Source organism: Streptomyces shinuiensis, assembly GCF_043660855.1.
Taxonomy (GTDB): domain Bacteria; phylum Actinomycetota; class Actinomycetes; order Streptomycetales; family Streptomycetaceae; genus Streptomyces.
The window spans coordinates 573,960-593,436 of the sequence record NZ_JBIHML010000001.1; the positions used below are offsets into that span (position 1 = coordinate 573,960).

Here is a 19,477-nt window from a genome sequence, read left to right on the forward strand (position 1 = left end):
ACGGGCCCTCCCGGTCCATGCGGCCGGGTGTCACCGGCGGTTCAGGCGAACTCCTCGGCCTCCACTGGGAAGACCTCACCACCGGAACGGCCAGCATCCGGCGCTCGCTCCAGCGCACTCGCACCGGCGGCCTCACATATCTCCCCACCAAGGCCCGGGCATCCGAGCGCCGTATCGCGCTCCCGACCGAATGTATCCACTCCCTCAAGGAGCACAAACAGCAGTAGGACACGGAGCGCGAGACCGCAGGGTCAGCCTGGCAGGACAGTGGCCTCGTCTTCACCACCCCTACCGGCCGGCCTCTCGCCCCGGCCAACATCACTCGCCGCTTCCACAGCTTCCTTGACCGGGCCGGCCTCCGTCGCATCCGCTTCCACGACCTCCGGCACTCGACTGCGACCCTGCTCCTGGAACAGGGCGTCGAACTCGTCGTGATCAAGGAACTCCTCGGCCACGCCCACATCGGCGTCACCGCCGACGTCTACGCCCACGTCCGCCTCCGCCTCCAGCGTGACGCCATTGACGCCCTCGGCACCGCACTCGGCAGCCCGGAGACCACCGAGAGGGCGCGCTCCGACGGCGATGAACCGCCACCCTGCGCAGCCCCCGTCCGCTGACGTTGCCGTCAACTACTGCCGTCAGACCGCGCAGAAGCCCCGTCAGGACACACCTGACGGGGCTTCGCTTTACTTGCGCGAACCTTCAACGACTATTCGAATAGCTCCGTCTCAAGGCGATATTCGCGCCTCAAGTCCTCCACCAGGCGCCTACGCGCAAATTTCACCACGCCGCGCGCCCACCAGGATTCCTCAGGGATCCTTGGAAACGCATCCGGAATTAGGAGTGCACGGAATCTTGAGTCTACCGCTTCCACTTCTGCGCGAAGTGGCACAAGCTCGGGAAAGCTTTGCAGTTCCGCAGAATCCATGGCCCTCGCCAGAGAATCCCTCGATGTCAGATCATTGAAGTAGTCTTCGGCGTCACCCCGATAGCCCTGTTCGCACTCTTCGACGAACGTCCTCCAGCGAGACAGGAGCGCCTCCGGTTCGACGTCACGCCACCGACCAGACTCTCTGACAAAGCTAGAGAACGCGTCGCGGAAGTTCTCAGTACCGTGAGTCATCGGGCCGCCTCCCGCTGGAAGTACGCGAGCGGATCGTCTGGCCGGAAATAGGTAGTGATGGTATTTCCGTTCCTCATTCCTATTCTTCCCTGGGAATCCATTCGAATGATGACGCCATCACTTCTAACAGCTTCACGAGCGGCGGCAGGGCAGCTACCGGGACACATCAGCGCCTGCGCGTCCGCGACGTACCTTTCAAACCCATCATCCGTTTCATATTCCGGCATATCAGGCCTACGGGTGGGGTTTCCGGAATCATCGAGACCCAGGACATGCTTGTCGTACTTCTCGTCCGCAGCACCAATCTTGAAGTCGCAGTTGCTGTTGTGAACCAGGACCGGCGTGGCCCCCGCCAGCACATAGTACGTGTGCTGGGCAGGGCCTATTCACCTGCATTTGCGCAGGTCAGCGCCGATTCGCCTGTCCGTGGAAGTCCGTCGGCGTCCGCCGTTGGCGGGCCCGGTTGCCGTCAGCGTTGCCGTCAGACGCGTCCGTCTTCGACGCCGAGGATCCGCAGGCCGTGATAGCGGCGGAAGTCCTCGAAGTCCTTGAGGTTGAGGGTGGCGAGCGGGAGGTCGTAGGTGAGGGCGGTGGCGGCGATCCACATGTCGTTGGTGGGGCGGGGCCGACCGCGCTGTATCCCTGCCGCCGAGAGCCGTCCCCACGTTGCGGCGACGGCCTCGTCGCCGGGCAGGACCGGGATGTCGGACAGCCAGTCGGCGAGTTCCTGGCGGCTTCGGGCACCCCAGTGGCGGATCTCCATCCACTTGGTGAGCTCGCCGTGGGTGACGAAGGTGATCAGCGGCTTACGGCCGATGAGCCGGGTCGCCAGCGGGCTGGTCAGCTTGCGCTTGTGCAGCCGAGAGGCGACATCGGTGTCGAGGATGACGGGTTGCACCGGGCCGCCTCAGGCCGCGTCGCGGTGACGCTCGGCGTACGTGAACGCAAGGAACTCCTCCAGTTCCTCGTCCGACTCGAAGGTGTCGGCGGCGAGGTCGTCCAGGGAGCGGATCGGCTGTGTGTTCTTCGCTGCCAGAAGCTCCTCGAGCGACAGGCGCGGCCTGGGCTGCGGATAGCTGAAGTCTTCGGGGGCGGGCGTGCTCATCAGGACCTCCAGCAGTGCGGGAAACGGCTGCATGGCCAGCATACGGGCGCTCCCACCTGCTGACACGAGGGTCCGCCAGCACGAGCGGGACCTCGAACACACATGCCGTAAACCCCTTGGTCCTGCTGTGGCGTGGGCGCCTGGTTGATCTGGGCTGCCGAGTGCCGGGGCATCGGAAGACCGTGCGGCCTGTAGGCCGTTCCGGGGTGCTGTCTGTGCGCGGCCAGGGGCCGGGTTCGGGTGGCGGGGCGGCGCCGTAGCGGCCGGGCCCGTGACCCGGCCGCGCGCGGGTCCGCGTCAGCGGGCAACCGGGCCGGCCTCCGCCGCATCCGCTTCCACGACCTCCGCCACTCCACCGCCACCCTGCTCCTGGAACAAGGCGTCGACCTCGTCGTCATCAAAGAGCTGCTGGGCCACGCCCACATCGGCGTCACCGCAGGCGTCTACGCCCACGTCCGACTCCGACTCCAACACGACGCCATCGACACCCTCAGCACCGCGCTCAACGACCCGGCGATCACCGGGACGGCCAACGGCGACGGCGATGAACCGCCACCCTGCGCCGCCTCCGTCCGCTGACGTTGCCGTCAACTACTGCCGTCACCCCACGCTGAAGCCCCGCCAGGCAGTGCCTGGCGGGGCTTCAGATTTGCAACCGCATACGATGGGAGGGCTGGCTAGCCGTCGATCAACGACCGTGCGGCTTCATCCCCTGCTTCCGTATTGGCGATCCATGCGCGACTGCCCAGCTGAGGTTCCCAGGAAAGGCGCTCAAGGTCATCGAGCACCAACTGGACAACTTCACCAGCATCTCCCCTCCACGGCGAGAACCCCTCTGCGACAAGTTCACCAATCTGGACCAGGCCATTCTCGAGCAGGAAGTGCAGAAGCTCGACGAAGAGGTCCTTCCACGAAGATTCCTTCCCAGCTTCCCGCGCCGCCCAGATGAGCTGATCGATGGGAACCCAGTCGTCCAGTCCCTCGATCAGCACGTCAGCGAACACGCGTCTGTCGATCATGGCAAGTGAACCTTCAATGGCTTTCCACCGCTACCAGGCTGAATATATACTGTCGCCCCACCGGAAGCAGACGCTGTTCTCCACTGGATCACCGTGCCATCTTCAAGTCGATACACCTCGGGAATCTTTGGGCCCCGCGCTGGGAGTTGCTCAGCGACAGCAGTCCAGCGCTCGAAGGCATCGCGCATCGTCTGCTCATCAGGCATCTCCCGAACATGCCCTTGCCTTCCCTTCGGTAGATTGTCGAACTCGGACTGCCATACGCCACAAGATCCGTTGCTGTTGTGAACGAGAATCGGCGTCTGACCAGCGAGTGAGCCCGTTCCAACCTGGCCGCCGGGCAGGTCCGTTGGGATGACAGACAGGTGAAGCCCCTGGCAGATGGGTTTTCGACCAAGAAGAACCGTCTCCACCAGAGGCTTCGTGTGCTTGTCTACCCGTCCGGCGTCGACGTGTCCAGCTCTGCCCTGCGCTTCCTGTCCGCCAAGCTCCGTCAGCGCCGCCGGGAGCTCGGCACCCGGTGGCGGCGTCTGAGTCCGGGCCGGCAGGCCCTGCTCACACTCGCCCATCTCCGCAACGGCCACCCGTACGCCCAGCTCGCAGCCGGATTCGGTATCGGGACCACCACCGCCTACCGGTACGTCACCGAGGCCGTCGAGCTCCTGGCCGCGCTCGCCCCGACTCTTGCGGAGGCGGCCCGGACGGCATCGTCGAAGGCGTTCGTGCTGCTGGACGGCACCCTGCTGCCGATCGACCGCGTCGCCGCGGACCGCCCCTTCTACTCCGGGAAGCACAAGGGGCACGGGATGAACGTGCAGATCCTGGCCGATCCCACCGGTCGGCTGCTGTGGACCTCACCGGCTCTGCCCGGAGCCGTCCACGACGTCCGGGCCGCCCGCGAGCACGGCATCATCGCCGCTCTCACGGCCACCGGCATCACCTGCTGGGCCGACAAGGGCTACCGAGGCGCCGGAGGCACGGTCCGTGTCCCGTACTGGGGACGCTGGGAGACGCTCTCCCAAGGCCAGAAGGCCGTCAACCGGTCCCACGCCAAGATCCGGGCCCTGGTTGAGCAGGCCGTCGCCACCCTCAAGTCCTGGCGGCTCCTCCGCAAACTGCGCTGCTCGACCACCCGCATCACAAGCCTCGTCCAAGCCGTCCTGACCCTGCATCTGGCCAGCTCAGACCGATGATGGAAAGAGCTCAGTACATAGTACGTGTGCTGGGCAGGGCCTATTCACCTGCATTTGCGCAGGTCAGCGCCGATTCGCCTGTCCGTGGAGGTCCGTCGGCGGCCGCCGTTGGCGGGCCCGGTTGCCGTCAGCGTTGCCGTCAGGCGGCAACTACTGCCGGGAAAGTCCGGCCGGATCGATTGCAACAGGGAACGGGGCATCCAGGCGGGTGGTCGCGCCCGCGAGTGCGGTCGTCCGCTCCATGTACCGGCCGCCTTCCAGCTCATAGACGACGAGCATCGGATCCGGGTCGAACTCAAGCCGCCAGAAGTATGGGATGGCGGCCTCGGCGTAGAGCATCGGCTTGAACTTGCGGTCCACAGTGCGGTTGCCGGGAGAGACGAGCTCGGCCACAAGCTGTACGCCGTCGGCATCGACACTGACGCCGTCCTCGGCGGTCGCGCCGGCATCGGTCACAACGAGATCAGGGACGACGAGGCCCGAGGGCAGGATGACGTTGATGGCCTCCAGCACCTCGACCGGCGCCTCGGCGGCCTGGGCTGCCGCGTGGAGGATCATGGCGAGCCGGAGCGAGGCGCGCTGGTGGCGGATGCCGGGTGCGGGGGACATTACGAGTGACTCCCCCAGCAGTTCATAGCGGGTGGTGCGGTCTTCGGGCAGGGCGAGGACGTCAGCAACGGTCCAGGGCCCTGTGTGGTCGATGGCAACGCTCATATCCCCTTCACCTCCTCGTCCGCCCGGCAGCCGCGGGATGCATCGGCAGGCGGTACACGGCCAGCATACGGGCGCTCCCACCTGCTGACACGAGGATTCGCCAGCACGAGCGGGACCTCGAATGCGCGTGCCCAATTCCTTGGACACCAGGCGCTCCGGCATGGGCGCCCTTGGCTTGACCTGGGATGCGGGTGCTGGCATGGGTCGGTCGTCCTGCGGTCTACCGGCCGTTCCGGGGTGCTGTCTGTGCGCGGCCAGGGGCTCGGGGGCGGGCGGCGGGGCGGCGCCGTAGCGGCCGGGCCCGCGTCAGCGGGCAACCGGGCCGGACTCCGGCGCATCCGCTTCCACGACCTCAGACACTCCACGGCCACCCTGCTCCTGGAACAGGGCGTCGAACTCGTCGTGATCAAGGAACTCCTCGGCCACGCACACATCGGTGTCACCGCCGACGTCTACGCCCACGTACGACTCCGCCTCCAACGTGAAGCCATCGACACCCTTGGCAACGCCCTCAGCCAGACCGACGACGAACCCGAAGATCCACCCGCCTCAGCCGTCGTCCGCTGACGTTGCCGTCACCGTTGCCGTCAAACGCCCTGGAGGCCCGGTCGGAATCTCCTCCGTCCGAGCCTCCAGGCTTTTGTGTAAGCGGAGCGCTATGCATGTTCCATTCGGCTAATCCATCGCTGACATACGTCAACGGTGATCGGCTCGAACAATTCAGGGCTCGACACCTCGAAGAGGAATTGAGTCAGCAAATCGTTGTCGCTTTCATCGATCTCAACACGCTCCAGCATGTGAACTATCCCAGCCCATCGCGGCAAATCTAGAACGTTCACTTCTCCGGAAATGCATCGCTGGAGTACCTGCCTTACCGCTTCGCGCTCCAGGCGCACGGAAGGCCCTTCATGTCGATCGCATCGGTTGGCGGCGTCGATCAGTCCGTCCAGCGGGGCTTCCCATCGAATCAGGCTGGCCAGAGCCTGACAAGCATTCGACTCCACAATCCTCACCCTCACTTGAACTTGATATGCGCGATGCTGCCGTCGGGGAGGAAAGTCGTCTTGTAAGCCAACTCCGTTGCTCCTTCAGCATCTACCCGCTTCCGATACACCGCGTACGACCCCGGAACCCTTCCAGGGACCTTGTAGCTGAACTCCGCACCACCTCCGGGGAGCCGAATGATCTGCGGAATCTCGGCATCCCCAGGACTCTTCTTCATGAAGCCAGTGAGGTTCTTACGCAAGGCTGGCGAAAGGTCATCGACACCCGCAGCAGCAGCAACCTTTTCACCTCGTGTCAGGTTTGTACCGCAAGGCCCATTGGAGTTATGAACCAGGACCGGTGTCTCGCCAGCCAGCACATAGTACGTGTGGAGGTTGCTGATGGTGAGGTTGTGGACGGTGGCGTGCCGGGTCCAGCGCTTGACGGCGCTGATCTGAACGTGAGTTCCGGCGCCGGTCTTGAGCCACTGGCCGGGGTGGAGGTCGGTGGCGTCGAGCCATTCGCCCAGCTCGGGGACCCAGAAGGGGTGGCCGTCGGTCGCGGTGACCGAGGCGGTCCTGTCGCCATTCTCTCCGTCGAGGTCGATGGTGATCTCAACGAGGTTTTTGGCTCCCGAGCCGGTGATCTCGGCGGTGACCGTTTCTACGTGGGTCCGGCCGGTTTCCGGGTCGGTGGCCACGACCTTGTCGCCGAGTTCGACGTCCTCGATGGGCTTGGTGGTTCCGTCGGCCATCAGCACCTGGGTGCCGGGGACGAAACTGTTCGCGGTGGGACAGTTGCCGATTTCTGTCTGAGGTGATGGTGAGCCGATGGCCGGCAGCGGCACGCAGATGTTGCCCGGTGTCGCCTCCGCTCCTGGGTTGCAGTAGACCGTGCCGGACTCCGGATCGAGGAGATTACCGTTCCCTGTGCACTGGAAGCCGAGCATGCCCCCTTCGCAGACGCCGGTATCACTGGGGAAGTACTTGAAGTACTCGCCGGTTTCGTCGAGTGGGATGCTGAACTCGCGGAGTGAACGGGTCAGCGAATCGTCGACGAACTGCTCGCGCTCACGGCCGATCGTGGTGCCGGAGACCGGGCGGGGGTGTTTCTTATTGATCACCTTGTCCAGTATTTGCGGCCACTTCGGACGGCGTCCTTCAACAGGACAGCGCCGTTGGGTCCGAGTTCCGGGGTGAGCCCGTCCAGGGTGAGCGGGAACGTCCACTCGCGCGGCGCGGCGGGGGTGTTGAGGACGATCGTTTCCTTGAGTGACCGGCGGCCCGCCTGCAGGGCCAACCTCGATTTGTCAGCGGTGATTGCTGCTTGTTGAGGTGGCGGCTTCGCCTCGTTTGTGCCGCTGGTGGGCGGGTGGGACCGTCGCGTGTCGCTGCGGCTGCGCCGGGTTCCACTGGCCCGGAGGCTGAGGGTGCTCTCCTTCCTGATGCTCGTGGGATCGCTTCTGTGCTGGTCAAGTGGCCTGTAGGCCGGTGAGCCGGTCCCAGGCGAGGGTGAAGGCGGCCGACCAGGGCCATGACGCGTCGAGGCGGAGGTACCGGATTCGGGCGTGTCGGGTGAGGCGGCCGGCCTGGTGGTAGATCCGCATGCGCATGGTCTGGGGTTCGGCGCCGGCCAGGTCGTCCTGGTCGTGGAGGACGAGGAGTCGGAGCCAGGCGTCGAGGTCGGCCGCGACGTTCGCGGCGAGCGTCCAGCCGCGGTTGGCCTTCCAGGACTTGGCGGGCAGGTTATGCAGGCCCATGGCCTTGTTGGTGCGGACGCGGTCCTCGACGACGGCGTGGTGCCGGTGCAGGGCGTCGATCCACTGGATTTGGTGCGAGCCCGGTATGCCCCAGAGTTTGGTGATGTTGGTGGCGGTGATCGAGTACTTCCAGCCGGTCTTCTTCTCGAGGTCGGTGAGGTTCTCGGTGTGCCGGCCGGACGGGCGGACGCGGCGGACGATCAGCCGCATGCCCGCCGGCCAGCCCTCCCGTTTGTTGAGGCCGGTCAACTCCGCGACTCCGCTGTGATCGTCGTCGTGCGGGTCGCCGTTCTGCTTCAGGCTGGATTCCCAGGCGTGTTCGGGGAGCTCGGCGATGGCGGCCTCGTCGGCGGCGGTGATCTTCCAGCCGGTGGTGAAGCGGACCCGGCGCCGGGTGGTGGTCAGCTTCTCCATGTGTTTGTGCAGGTCGTGGGTGGCTCCGGCGCCGTCCAGCCGGACCAGGATCTTCGCGCTGGAGGAGCCGGGGATCTGTGTGAGGGCCTCGTCCAGGACGGCGATGTGGTCCGCGGCGGTGTTTGAGCCGGCGCTGCCGGTCCGCAGCAGCATGGCCAGGCACTCCTGCGTGTTCGCGCACCACGCGGCCAGCGGATGGAACCCGAACGTGCGCTTGAAGGTGGCCGAGGCGCCCTCCTTCTTGGAGGCGGCGGTGATGATCGTGGCGTCGATGTCGACGATCACCCAGCTCTGAAGGCGTTTCCCGGCGACGGTCAGCCAGGGGAAGCCCTCCGGCCGCAGTGCCAGCCAGGTCCAGACGATCCGGCGGACCCGCGCACGAGCCCGGGCCACAGCGGCCAACGTGGTGTCGTCGAGGCCGGCGAGCAGTCGGCGGATCGTGGAGTCCGAGGCGGGCGGCCCGAACACCCGGTGCTGGTGGAGGGCCAGTTGCTCGGCCTCGAGAACGCTGCGGGCGCCGAGCGCGATCGATATCGCAAGATGGACGAACACCACGGCCCGGTCCCGCCACCCGCTGCCGCCCGTCGGAAACACCCTGGTCAACGCGGTGATCAGTCCACTCCGGTCCGCCAGGCGGCGCAGGAGGACGGCTCCGCTGTGACCGATGATGCCCGTGCCGTCGGCCCCGACCCGCAGGCCGTGGTCCCACGCGGTAGTGTTGCGCACCAGAAAGGTGTCCTGACGTCTGCACCGGATATGACTTAGACACTCACATCCTTGCAGGTCACGGGCATCTTTCTGCTGTCAGGGCGTCAGCTCAGCGAATTCAGCTGAACAGTCGAGGCCAAGGCTGCGGCGTTCCGCAGGAGTGGGACGAGAAGCAGGGCGAACCCCATACCGAAGGCGAGAGAGGCCCATGTGGACGATCAGTCCCAGGATCGCCTCGTTCGCGTTGGCCGCCGGTGCGTCCGAGGCGTGGAAGGCCGTGGACCTCGCTTACAGCGGCGCGATTCCCGGCATGCCATGGCTCACGGCATACCACATGTTCGCCAGCAGGAACCCGGTCCCGGCGAACACTCCGGCCGCTGCCCCGCGGGCAAGCAGCCCGCCCAGGTCGAGCGGTCGGAGTTCCGGCCCGCTGATCACGTGAGGCATGTGCATGTGCGGTGCGTGGGACCGCTCTTTCATCATCGTCATGCCCGCTCACCTTCTCGTCGGAAGGGGAGGATGAATCCTGTCATCCGTGGCCACGGCCATGGCTGCCCGCGAGATGCGGTGGCACGCAGCCGGTTCCCCACCGCACTCCCTTGACTCCTCCCCGGCGGAACGGGGCCGGCCTGCTGCCGCGTCACCACCGGTCGCAGGGCAGACACGGGCCTGTCGAATGCCTGACCGCGTCGGCGGAGTGGCGGGCCCGGGGTGCACCCATACGGGGACACTCCGCGTGCTTGGGTGCGTCAGCTGGAGCGCAGTGCCGCGAGCGCGTCCTCCACGGCGCGGTGGAAGGTGGGGTAGGCGTACATCATGTGCCGCAGCCGGTCGACGGGGACCTCGGCCTGGACCGCCACCACGAGGCCGTAGAGGACCTCCCCGCCCACGGGACCCACGGAGGTGGCGCCGACCAACACCCCGCGGTCCACGTCCTCGACGAGTTTGATCAGGCCCTCGTTGCCTGCCTTGTGGATCCAGCCGCGCGTCGATGACGGCACCTGAGCGGTGCCGGCGCGTACCCGCAGACCCCTCTCACGCGCCTGTGCCTCGGTCAGCCCCACGGAGCCGACCTCGGGGTCGGTGAAGGTGACCCGGGGCAGGGCGCGGTAGTCAGCGCCGGGGCCGGGTGTGCCGAGGAGCGCACGGACCGCGATCTCGGCCTGGTACATCGAGACGTGCGTGAAGGCTCCGCGCCCGGTGACGTCTCCCACGCCCCACAGCCCCGGAGCGGCTCGCAGGTGCTCGTCCACTTCCAGGGCGCGGGCATCCGGGTCGAGGCCCACCGTCTCCAGTCCGAGCTCCGTCAGGGCCGCGCGCCGCCCGGTGGCGACCAGCAGGCGCTTCGCGGTGAGTTCCTCGCCGCCGTCGAGGGTGACGGTGAGGGTGTCGCCATCGTGGCGCGCGTGGGCGGCCCGCGCCCCGGTGCGTACGGTGACTCCCTCGGCGGTCAGGACCTCGGCGACCAAGGCGCCTGTCTCGGGTTCCTCCCCCGGCAGCAGTCGCTCGGCCGCCTCGACAATGGTGACCGCCGTGCCGAAACGGGCGAAAGCCTGGGCCAGCTCGACTCCCACCGCCCCTCCGCCCAGCACCATGAGCGAGTGCGGGCTCTCCTTGGTGGCGATCGCGTCGCGGTTCGTCCAGTACGGCACCGTGTCCAGGCCCGGCACCGGCGGAATCTGCGGACGGCTGCCGGTGGCGAGTACCACCCCGCGCCGCGCGGTGAACTCACGCCCGTCGGTCTCCACCCGTCCCGGCCCCGCCAGCCGGGCTCGCCCCCGGACGAAGTGCCCGCCCTCGCCGGTGAACCGATCCACGGCCACCTGATCGTTCCAGTCGTCGGTGGCCTCCTCACGGATCCGGGCGGCCACCGTTGCGAAATCCGGTGTGACCTGCGCCTGCCCTGCCATACCGGGGACGCGGCGGGCCTCCGCGAGCAGGTTCCCGCCGCGGATCATCATCTTGCTCGGGATACAGGCCCAGTACGGGCACTCCCCACCGACCAGCTCGGCCTCGATCCCGACGACCTCCAGTCCGTTCCCGGCCAGGCGCTGGGCGACATGCTCGCCGCCCACGCCCATCCCGATGACCACGACATCGGCCTCCTGCGCCATGTCCGTCTCCTCACTGAGGCGCTGATATCCCTGTTCCGGTTCATACCGGGAAATCGGTGAATGTCTTCCGCTCTCTCTTCCCGGTCCCCCGTGCGGCGACGCAAGAGCACCTCGAATGCGTTCTTTTGCGGTCGGTGCGGTATTCAGCGCGCCAGGCCGACATCGTGGCCGGGCAGCGCGCCGCCGGCCCGGTCGATGGCCGCAGCCGCGTTGATCAGCCCCACGTGGCTGAACGCCTGTGGGAAGTTGCCGAGCAGCTCACCGGTTCGCGGGTCGATCTCCTCGGCGAGTAGCCCCAGGTCGTTGGCGAAGCCGGTGACGCGGTCGAAGAGGTCCTGGGCCCGGTCGGGGCGGCCGGCCTGGGCGAGGGCGGAGGCGAGCCAGAACGAGCAGAGCACGAAGGCCCCCTCGCTGCCTTCGAGCCCGTCGGTGTTCCGGTCACCGGTCAGCCGGTAGCGCAGCACCAGTCCGTCGTCGGTGAGCTCGCGGGCGATCGCCTCGATGGTCGCCTCCATGCGCGCGTCGGTGGCGGGCAGGAAGCCGTACAGCGGCATGAGGAGGGCGGCGGCGTCGAGTTCGCCGGAGTCGAACGCCTGCGTGTAGGCCCCGCGTCGTTCGCTCCAGCCTCGTTCGAGCACCGCCTGACGAATGCGGTCCCGCTCGACCGCCCATGCTTCGGTACGCGCGTGCCCGCCCAGGCGCGGGGCAAGTTTCACCGCGCGGTCCAACGCCACCCAGCACAGCACCTTCGACGACAGGTGGTGGCGCGGTTCGCCTCGCATCTCCCACATACCGGCGTCGGGCTCCCGCCAGCGGCGCGCCGCCGCGTCCGCCAGCCCGGCGGCGAAGCGCTGGATCTCCGGATGCAGCTCTCCGAGCCGCTCCTGGTACAGGTGCAGCGCGTTCAGCAGTTCTCCGTAGACGTCGAGCTGTGTCTGCGCCCACGCCTCGTTGCCGGCCCTGACCGGGCGGGAGTCCCGCCACCCGCGCAAGTGCGGCAGCAGGCGCTCGCTCAGGTCATGCTCGCCGCCGATGCCGTACATGATCTGCAGGGATGAGTCCGCACCGGCGGTCCCGCCGGCGGAGCTGGTCATGAAGGAGACGAAGTCGGCCGCCTCCTCCGGGCAGGTGCCGTGGTAGAGGGCTTCCAGGGTCAGGCTGGCGTCGCGGATCCAGGCATAGCGGTAGTCCCAGTTGCGCGTGCCTCCCACCGTCTCGGGAAGGGAGGTCGTCGGCGCGGCGACGATGGCCCCGGTCGGCCGGTAGGTGAGTCCCTTGAGGACCCGGGACGACAGCAGTACCAGGTCGCGGTGCGGGCCGTCGTAGATGTCGTGCTCGGCCTCCCAGGACCGCCACGCTTCGACGGTGTCGTCGATCCGCTCCGCCACCCGCTCCGGAGCGGTCGGCTCAGGCGGCGCCACTTCCGGGGGCGCCCACACCAGGGAGAAGCCGAACCATTGCGCGGCCGCCACGCGTACTTCCGCCCGTACGCACGCCTCGTCGGTCTCCAGCGGAACGGGAGCGCGGACGGCGATCTGGTTCGGGCCGCCGAAGGTACGCATCCCCCCGTCGGTGAGGCGTAGAAGTGGCCGCACCAGCCCGTATTCGGGGCGGGGCACGAGCTCGACGTCGAACGTGACCTCGCCGTGTACTCCCTCGATCCCACGCAGCAGCTCGTGCGGCGGCGACAGGCCGAGTTCGTGGCCGCGCTGTCCCTCGGGAACGGCGAGCGCGTCGCGCAGCCGCGCCACGCCGGACGCGGTGGTGAACGTCGTTTCGATGACCAGGGTGCCCGGCAGGTAGCGGCGCGTCGTCTCGAAGTGGCCGACTGGTGTGATCGACCAGTACCCGGCCTCGGGGTCGAGCAGCCGTGCGAACAGCGCGGGGCTGTCGAAGCGCGGTACGCACATCCAGTCGATCGCCCCCCGGCGGTCGACCAGGGCGGCGGAGCTGCCATCGGCGACCATCCCGTAATCGGCGATCCGCGAGGACATGGCTACGTGACCTTCCATTCGGACCAGCCTATGCCGCCCGGGAAACGCCGCGCCCGGTCGGGCAGGCCGCTTGGGCGACCGGGCGCCGCAGAGGTGTACTGCGCGGCGGGCCGAAGACGGCCGTACCCGTGACAACGACGTGGACGACCATGCCGATCGGGCGCGCCCGGCGTTCGTCTCCGCTAGTCATAGTGAAAGCGCCGCACATCGGCGGCGAACAACGGGGGTGGAGCCGGCTATGCGAGGGCGTCCGCAAGTTCCCGGATATTTTCGACCGTACAGGTGGGAGGCAGCATGACCTCCGGGTATTCCGCCCCTTCCCGCCGCAGCCATGCGCCGCCGAGTCCGGCACGCTGTGCACCGTCGACGTCCCACGGGTGCACAGCCACCAGCACTGCCTCGTGCGGGCGTACTCCCGCCTGCTCCACGACGTACTGGTAGGCGGCTCGGGCCGGCTTCCAGCGCCGTGGCCCACTCACGTCCAGATGGTTCTCGAAGCAGTCCGCGAGCCCAGCCCGGCCGAGGAGCCGCTCGCTGAGCTCCGAACTGCCGTTGGTCATGGTCACCAGCCGGAATCCGCTCTCGTGAAGAGCGCGGATGCCGTCGGGAACATCCGGGTGCACCTCAAGACCGGAGAGTCCGTCCAGTACGCGACCGGCCGCCTGTTCGATATCGCCGGACCATCCGGGCACGCTGGGGAGCAACGCCCGCAGTCCCTCTCGGGCTACGGCTGAGAAGGGCGCAAAAGATCCTGCAGCGGTGAGTGCGAAGCCATCCCGCAGTACGCCCGCGAACCAGAGGCGGAACATGTGAGGCGGGGCGCCGATCTCCGTGAACCGGCTCTGCAGCGGGCTCATGTCGCTGAGGGTCTCGTTGACGTCGAATACGAGCAGGGACGTGTTCTGGCGCGGCACGGTGTCCTCCAGGAGTCGGGCGTACGAACAGCCAGTTGCCTTGACGGAGCCCTTGGTGCCCTGCACCGACCGTACGCGCGTGGCGGGGCACCGGCTCCCCTCCCACCGCCTTCCGGCTGACCCCATAGCCTGGTCTCAGGCGCGGTCCCGTGCGCGATGGCGGAGTCGGTCGACGACCAGGGGTTCGAGTCGGCCGTGGCCCATCCGCGGCAGGCCCCGCCGCTCGAAGTCCTTGATCACCCGGTTCACCGTCTGACGGCGCATTCCCGGCATCGCGGCCGAGGTTCAGGGCATCGACGGCCGGACGGCGGACGGCTGCCCGGGCAGTCGACGGTCCAGGCTGCCGTCCGCTGTGTCGCAGAGCCCGCGACGGTCACTCCGTGGTGCGCACTGCATCCGATGCGTCACTTCCCCGACCATGCCTTCGCTTGTCCGGCGGGCTCAGCGGTTGGGCGCCGACCGCGGGGAACGTGCAGGTGGCAGTGACGGGGGGCAGCTGCCGCGCCGCACTGCATAGAGGCGTCTCTTACGCGAGACCGTCTTCTGTGCCGAGCCACGCTCGGCGCCGCCGCCCCTACTGGCCGTCGTCGGCGCGTCCGGCACCTCCTCCGCAGCCCGGCAGCATGGGGCTTCGGCGGCCCCGGTGACCTCGGAGCACCGGGGCGGAGACCGGCTGCGACCGCGACTGTGACGGGCACAGCTCGTACCCGTACGGGGCCCACCACGATGGCGGCCTCGGCCTGCTCGGCCGGATTCCCTGAGCTCCCCCTCTCCCCGAAGAGGAATCTCTAGGCGCCGGCCGGGGGCGTCGTACCGTGTTCCGTGTCGTCGTCCCCGGCGGGTGGGTCGCTCAGGAGCGACGCGCCGAACGCCCGCAACCGCTCCACCGTTCCACCGTCCGGCTCGGCCCGGCGGGCCAGCGCGTTGTGAATCTCCTGGTAGACGGACGCCTCCAGGCCGCAGCGCCGGCAGTCCTCCAGGTGTGCCGCGACCCGGCGCGCGGTCACCTCGTCCGTTTCGCCGTCGAGGTAGGACTGCAGCACGCGGCCGGCCTTCATGCAGTTCATCCGGCGCTCCGCCGCTGGGCGCCGCCGCCATGGCCTCTTCACATCACACCTCGCTTGGGCGCCAGTCCTGCCGTGGCCAGCCGTGCGCGTATCCGTTTGCGCGCCCGATGCAGTCGGCTCATCACGGTCCCCTCCGGGACATCCAGCAGGTTGGCGGCCTCCGCGTAGGTGAGGCCGTCGATGTCCACGAGCTGTACCACCTGGCGGTGCTTTTCCGGCAGCGCGCACAGGGCCTCGTCCACCACCTCGTCGAACGCCTCGCCCACCACGATCTCTTCCGCCGAGCCGCTGGGACCCGTGGAGCTGAGCCTGTCCAGATCGGCGTCCGGGTCGTCCAGGAGGTGCGGACGGCGGCGACGGTGCCGGTTGATCTCGGCACGTCGCATGATCGTCAGCAGCCACGCCCGCGGATGTTTCCCGTCGAAGCCGTCGACGGCCCGGTAGGCGCGCAGCAGGGTGTCCTGCACGAGGTCCTCGGCGTCCGCGTGCTGCGCGGTCAGCGTCATCGCCACGCGCAGCAGCACCTCCACCTCCGGCAGCACGTAGGCGGCGAACGCCTGACCCCGTGGGTCCGCCAGGTCCGGTGGCGCTGTCACTTCGTCTTCCACGCAGCAGAAACCCTTCCTTCCTGAGCTTGCATTCCATCCTTCTTCCTTCCACCCGCCGGTGTGCCGGGCCGGCGGGTACGGCGAGAGCCTTGCGGGTGGGAATGCGGCGTACTGCGGGGCGGGTTTCCGCCGCATGAAGAGGCAGTGCCTACCCGGGCCGGGGCGAGTACGGGCCGAGTGCCGGGAGAAGATACGGCATGTGCGGCTGCGCGGTGACGTGGAAGCGTATGCCGACGGACAGCTCACCGGCGCGCACCGCATGCGGGTGGCCGCCCACATCGCCTGCTGCTGGGCATGCAGCGGCAGTCTGCAACTGCTGCGGTTGATAAAGACGTCCCTCCGGCACAGCCCCCAGCGGACGCCCCCTTCCCTGGCCTCGGCCCGGGTACGGCGCTTCGTTCAGCATCTGACGACGCCGCCGCGCCCTGACCGGTCTCGCCGTTGAGGGGTGCCTCCCTGTCGAGCCGGGTGTGGGGGCCGGTCTCCCCTGCTGGTCAGCAACAGCCCGACGGAGCGCCTGGTCCCGTGGGGGCTGCCCCGTCCACGGGAGCGCAGGGGAACAGGCCGAAGTGGTGGCTCTTGTCGCCGGTGACGGTGAAGTGGGCCGCGTAGCGGGTGGCGCTCAGCATGTCGGCGGTGTTGCCGCAGACGAGCACCGGTTTGCCGGTGGGGAAGCGGTGGTGATCATCCAGGTCGAAGGCGTGCGGGTGCTCGGCGATGGTGCCGCGGTAGACGGCGACCTGGCCGTAGTCCTCGCAGCAATCCTCCAGCGGCAGCTTGAAGGCCCGGACGGTGCGGGAGGTGAAGGTGGCGAAGCCGATCTTCCGCTCGATGTCCGGGTCGCTGATCGTCACCGGGGAGGCGGTGACGGTGCGGGCGTCCGGGCAGCCGGCGCGTTCCAGGACGCGGCGGAAGTCCTCGGTGTACAGGGCGCCGGCTAGGCACTCTCCGACGAGTACGGGATCGTCGAGAAGGGCGGCGGGCAGGCGGCGGTCGGCGAAGATGTCCGAGAAGTACAGCTCGCCACCGGGCTTGAGGACGCGGAAGACCTCGGACAGAACGCGCGGTTTGTCCGGGGAGAGGTTCACCACGCAGTTGGAGACCACGACGTCCACAGAAGCAGCCGGGATGCCGGCCGCGGCCAGGTCCTCGATGTAGCCGTGGCGGAAGTCGGTGTTGGCGTGGCCGAACCGCTCGGCGTGCCAGTCCTGGTGGCGGCGGGCCACGGCAAGCTGTTCCTCGGTCATGTCGACGCCGATCACCCGGCCGGTGGGACCGACCAGTTGCGACAGCACGTAGACGTCCCGACCGGTGCCGCAGCCGAGATCGAGCACGGTGGCGCCCTCCAGCGCGGGCGGGATGGGCGAACCGCAGCCGTAGAAGCGCTCCATGACCTCGTCGTGGACCTCGGCGAGAGTCGCGGCGACGTGGGGTGGCGGTGCCACGTCCGTACAGCAGGCCGAGGTCTTCAGGTCCGCGGAGGAGGCGAGGGTCTTCCCGTAGTAGTCCCTGACCGATTCCGCGATGGACGTGTCGGGCGTCCGCCGGCCTGTGGATACGCCGATCGTCGTCATGTCTCTCCCTGATGCGTGAGTGCTCGGGCACCGGACCGGTGGGTCGCCGGGGCCGCGACGGAAACCCGCCGTGCAGCAGTGGCCATTCCCCGCCTGCCGGCACGTGATCCGGGCGGCCCCAGGGCAGCACGGACGGCCGTCGGCCGGTGTGCGAGGAGGACATGCCGCCGGACGTGCTCGGCGGGCGTGCGGGAGGAGAGGCTGCCGGGAATCACCGCTGGGTTGCAGCCGCTGTCCCTGACGGGCTGACGGTCCGGACGGCAGCCGGTCCGCCGGGCACGGGCCGACGCCGATGGCGCGGGCAGCTTGCGCCACGTCAGTGCCGCCCTTCTTGCCTCCGGCCCTCTCATCGGTGACGTCACCGCGGCCCCTGGGTCGTCCACCGGCTGCCGGCGGCTGCGCTGACCGCGTGTGCCGGGAGCGGATCAGCCGTGGCGCCCACCACCCGTACCAACGGCCCGCGCCCCCGCCGTGCCGCTTCGGCGAGTTCCGCCGCCGACAGGTCGATGCCGATCCAGTCGGCGACACCCGAGCGGGACGACTCGGACACCCTCCCGCCCGGCCTCGCCGGCCCCTCACGGGGGCGGTGACCGCGCGCCCGCCCCGCGGTATGGCGGGCGCGCGCACCGCGGCGCGCGGAACTGTGGTGTCCCACCACATACGCCCGCGACCTGCCCTTCCCTACGGTGTGGCGGCACACGAACGTCCCCGTCGAGTGTCAGGAAGTGGTGCCGATGCCGTCGCCCGCAAGCGCCCCGCCCGCTCCTTCCAACCTCAGGCGCGTGGTCACCGCGTCCCTGATCGGCACCACCATCGAGTGGTACGACTTCTTCCTCTACGGCTCCGCCGCCGCGCTCGTCTTCGACAAGCTGTTCTTCCCCGAGTCCGACCCGCTGGTCGGCACGCTGCTGGCCTTTTTGACGTACGCGGTCGGCTTCGTCGCCCGCCCCGTCGGCGCGCTGGTCTTCGGCCACTACGGCGACCGGCTCGGCCGCAAGAAGCTGCTGGTGATCAGTCTGCTGCTGATGGGCGGCGCGACCTTCGCCATCGGGCTGCTGCCCACCCACGCCCAGCTCGGCTCCGCGGCGGCCGTCCTGCTGACCGTGCTGCGGCTGGTGCAGGGTTTCGCGCTCGGTGGTGAGTGGGGCGGCGCGGTGCTGCTGGTGTCGGAGCACGGTGACGCGCGCCGGCGCGGCTTCTGGGCGTCCTGGCCGCAGACCGGCGCTCCGGCGGGCCAGTTGCTGGCCACCGCCGTACTGGCGGTGCTGACGGCGGTGCTGTCGGAGGACGCCTTCCTCTCCTGGGGGTGGCGCGTGCCGTTCCTGCTTTCCGGGGTGCTGGTCCTGGTCGGCCTGTGGATCCGGCTGTCGGTCGACGAGTCGCCGGTCTTCAAGGCCGCGCTGGCGAAGGCCGAGGCCCGCAGGGCCGCCGAGAAAGCCGGGGCCGCCGAGGCGGAGACCATGCCACTGCTGACCGTGCTGCGCCACCACTGGCGCGATGTGCTGATCGCGATGGGCGCGCGGATGGCGGAGAACATCAGTTACTACGTCATCACCGCCTTCGTCCTGGTCTACGGCACCAAACACCTGGACATGGACAGGCAGACGGTACTCAACGCGGTACTGATCGCCTCCGCCGTCCACTTCGCGGCGATCCCGGTGTGGGGCGCGCTGTCGGACCGGTGGGGCCGCAAGCCGGTCTACCTGCTGGGCGCGGCGGGGGTCGGCCTGTGGGCCTTCCCGTTCTTCTGGCTGATCGACACCGAGAGCTTCGGCGCGGTGCTGCTGGCGGTGACGGTCGGGCTGGTTCTCCACGGCGCGATGTACGCCCCGCAGGCGGCGTTCTTCTCCGAGCTGTTCGCGACCCGGGTGCGCTACTCCGGGGCCTCGATCGGCGCGCAGTTCTCGTCGGTCGTCGCCGGCGCCCCGGCCCCGCTGATCGCCACCGCCCTGCTGGCGGACTTCGGCGGCTCGGCGCCGGTGTCGCTGTACGTGATCGCCGCCGCGCTGCTCACAATGCTCGCGGTCGGGGTGGCCAAGGAGACCCGGATGCGGGATCTGGAGCGGATCGGCGAACCCGGTGAGCCGGGGAAGCCGGAGGGCCCGGGGAGGGTGCCGCTCCCGCGCGACACCTCCTCCGCGGACGGCCGCTGAGCGGCGCCGACCGCTGGCCGCCCGTTGACCGCCC

19 protein-coding genes and 4 pseudogenes are annotated in these 19,477 nt (G+C 68.6%); 6 read left to right on the forward strand and 17 right to left on the reverse strand.

The window, feature by feature from the left end; genetic code table 11:
- Positions 1-44: 44 nt before the first annotated feature.
- Positions 45-617: pseudogene (locus ACGRHY_RS02415) on the forward strand (site-specific integrase); the annotation flags it as partial.
- Positions 618-1,119: 502 nt separating this feature from the next.
- On the opposite strand, the gene ACGRHY_RS02420 reads toward ACGRHY_RS02415, so the two are convergent.
- From ACGRHY_RS02420 to ACGRHY_RS02430, 3 genes are all read right to left on the reverse strand, one after another.
- The gene (locus ACGRHY_RS02420) at positions 1,120-1,482 is read right to left on the reverse strand and encodes a hypothetical protein (RefSeq protein WP_394633726.1); all 363 of its coding nucleotides are present in this window, start codon (positions 1,480-1,482) and stop codon (positions 1,120-1,122) included.
- A gap of 122 nt (positions 1,483-1,604) precedes the next feature.
- On the reverse strand, positions 1,605-2,021 hold the full coding sequence (locus ACGRHY_RS02425; RefSeq protein ID WP_394633727.1) for a type II toxin-antitoxin system VapC family toxin: 417 nt from the start codon (positions 2,019-2,021) through the stop codon (positions 1,605-1,607).
- Positions 2,022-2,030: 9 nt separating this feature from the next.
- Complete coding sequence (locus ACGRHY_RS02430) at positions 2,031-2,270, reverse strand: hypothetical protein (RefSeq protein WP_394633728.1); 240 nt, start codon at positions 2,268-2,270, stop codon at positions 2,031-2,033.
- A 264-nt stretch (positions 2,271-2,534) separates the two neighbouring features.
- On the opposite strand from ACGRHY_RS02430, the pseudogene ACGRHY_RS02435 reads away from it, so the two are divergent.
- Positions 2,535-2,807, forward strand: a pseudogene (locus tag ACGRHY_RS02435) (tyrosine-type recombinase/integrase); the annotation flags it as partial.
- 98 nt (positions 2,808-2,905) lie between these two features.
- On the opposite strand, the gene ACGRHY_RS02440 reads toward ACGRHY_RS02435, so the two are convergent.
- Complete coding sequence (locus ACGRHY_RS02440; RefSeq protein WP_394633729.1) at positions 2,906-3,247, reverse strand: hypothetical protein; 342 nt, start codon at positions 3,245-3,247, stop codon at positions 2,906-2,908.
- A gap of 425 nt (positions 3,248-3,672) precedes the next feature.
- Between ACGRHY_RS02440 and ACGRHY_RS02445 the strand changes: the two genes are divergently transcribed.
- A complete protein-coding gene (locus ACGRHY_RS02445; protein ID WP_394633730.1) occupies positions 3,673-4,440 on the forward strand; it encodes an IS5 family transposase in 768 nt (255 codons plus the stop codon).
- 150 nt (positions 4,441-4,590) lie between these two features.
- Here ACGRHY_RS02445 and ACGRHY_RS02450 read toward each other — a convergent pair whose 3' ends face one another.
- Complete coding sequence (locus tag ACGRHY_RS02450; protein ID WP_394633731.1) at positions 4,591-5,154, reverse strand: Uma2 family endonuclease; 564 nt, start codon at positions 5,152-5,154, stop codon at positions 4,591-4,593.
- 315 nt (positions 5,155-5,469) lie between these two features.
- Between ACGRHY_RS02450 and ACGRHY_RS02455 the strand changes: the two are divergent.
- A pseudogene (locus tag ACGRHY_RS02455) lies at positions 5,470-5,721 on the forward strand (tyrosine-type recombinase/integrase); the annotation flags it as partial.
- Positions 5,722-6,463: 742 nt separating this feature from the next.
- Here ACGRHY_RS02455 and ACGRHY_RS02460 read toward each other — a convergent pair.
- From ACGRHY_RS02460 to ACGRHY_RS02505, 10 genes and pseudogenes are all read right to left on the reverse strand, one after another.
- Positions 6,464-6,934 (reverse strand): annotated as a pseudogene (locus tag ACGRHY_RS02460) (polymorphic toxin-type HINT domain-containing protein); the annotation flags it as partial.
- Between the two features lie 323 nt (positions 6,935-7,257).
- Positions 7,258-7,437 (reverse strand): hypothetical protein, encoded by a 180-nt coding sequence (locus ACGRHY_RS02465; protein ID WP_394633732.1) that lies wholly within the window; start codon positions 7,435-7,437, stop codon positions 7,258-7,260.
- 172 nt (positions 7,438-7,609) lie between these two features.
- Positions 7,610-9,037 carry an IS1380 family transposase gene (locus ACGRHY_RS02470; protein ID WP_394633733.1) on the reverse strand — a complete coding sequence of 476 codons (1,428 nt, stop codon included), beginning with the start codon at positions 9,035-9,037 and terminating at the stop codon, positions 7,610-7,612.
- A 270-nt stretch (positions 9,038-9,307) separates the two neighbouring features.
- The gene (locus tag ACGRHY_RS02475; protein WP_394633734.1) at positions 9,308-9,508 is read right to left on the reverse strand and encodes a hypothetical protein; all 201 of its coding nucleotides are present in this window, start codon (positions 9,506-9,508) and stop codon (positions 9,308-9,310) included.
- A gap of 260 nt (positions 9,509-9,768) precedes the next feature.
- Positions 9,769-11,133 carry a dihydrolipoyl dehydrogenase family protein gene (locus ACGRHY_RS02480; protein WP_394633735.1) on the reverse strand — a complete coding sequence of 455 codons (1,365 nt, stop codon included), beginning with the start codon at positions 11,131-11,133 and terminating at the stop codon, positions 9,769-9,771.
- 143 nt (positions 11,134-11,276) lie between these two features.
- Entirely contained in the window at positions 11,277-13,145 is a 1,869-nt protein-coding gene (locus tag ACGRHY_RS02485) for a glycoside hydrolase family 15 protein (RefSeq protein WP_394633736.1), read from the reverse strand.
- A gap of 218 nt (positions 13,146-13,363) precedes the next feature.
- The gene (locus ACGRHY_RS02490) at positions 13,364-14,041 is read right to left on the reverse strand and encodes a haloacid dehalogenase type II (protein ID WP_394633737.1); all 678 of its coding nucleotides are present in this window, start codon (positions 14,039-14,041) and stop codon (positions 13,364-13,366) included.
- A gap of 135 nt (positions 14,042-14,176) precedes the next feature.
- Positions 14,177-14,314 (reverse strand): hypothetical protein, encoded by a 138-nt coding sequence (locus tag ACGRHY_RS02495; protein WP_394633738.1) that lies wholly within the window; start codon positions 14,312-14,314, stop codon positions 14,177-14,179.
- A gap of 515 nt (positions 14,315-14,829) precedes the next feature.
- Positions 14,830-15,108: an anti-sigma factor family protein gene (locus ACGRHY_RS02500; RefSeq protein WP_394633739.1), complete on the reverse strand. Its 279-nt coding sequence runs from the start codon at positions 15,106-15,108 to the stop codon at positions 14,830-14,832.
- Positions 15,109-15,146: 38 nt separating this feature from the next.
- Positions 15,147-15,704, reverse strand: a complete 558-nt coding sequence (locus tag ACGRHY_RS02505; RefSeq protein WP_394633740.1) for an RNA polymerase sigma factor — start codon at positions 15,702-15,704, stop codon at positions 15,147-15,149.
- 145 nt (positions 15,705-15,849) lie between these two features.
- Here ACGRHY_RS02505 and ACGRHY_RS30245 point away from each other — a divergent pair, with 145 nt between their 5' ends.
- On the forward strand, positions 15,850-16,161 hold the full coding sequence (locus ACGRHY_RS30245; RefSeq protein ID WP_491630951.1) for an anti-sigma factor family protein: 312 nt from the start codon (positions 15,850-15,852) through the stop codon (positions 16,159-16,161).
- 49 nt (positions 16,162-16,210) lie between these two features.
- Here the strand turns inward: ACGRHY_RS30245 and ACGRHY_RS02510 are convergent, their stop codons facing one another.
- Positions 16,211-17,290, reverse strand: a complete 1,080-nt coding sequence (locus ACGRHY_RS02510; protein WP_394633741.1) for a methyltransferase domain-containing protein — start codon at positions 17,288-17,290, stop codon at positions 16,211-16,213.
- A 358-nt stretch (positions 17,291-17,648) separates the two neighbouring features.
- On the reverse strand, positions 17,649-17,840 hold the full coding sequence (locus ACGRHY_RS02515; protein WP_394633742.1) for a hypothetical protein: 192 nt from the start codon (positions 17,838-17,840) through the stop codon (positions 17,649-17,651).
- Positions 17,841-18,024: 184 nt separating this feature from the next.
- Here ACGRHY_RS02515 and ACGRHY_RS02520 point away from each other — a divergent pair, with 184 nt between their 5' ends.
- On the forward strand, positions 18,025-19,443 hold the full coding sequence (locus ACGRHY_RS02520) for an MFS transporter (RefSeq protein ID WP_394633743.1): 1,419 nt from the start codon (positions 18,025-18,027) through the stop codon (positions 19,441-19,443).
- Positions 19,444-19,477 lie beyond the last annotated feature (34 nt).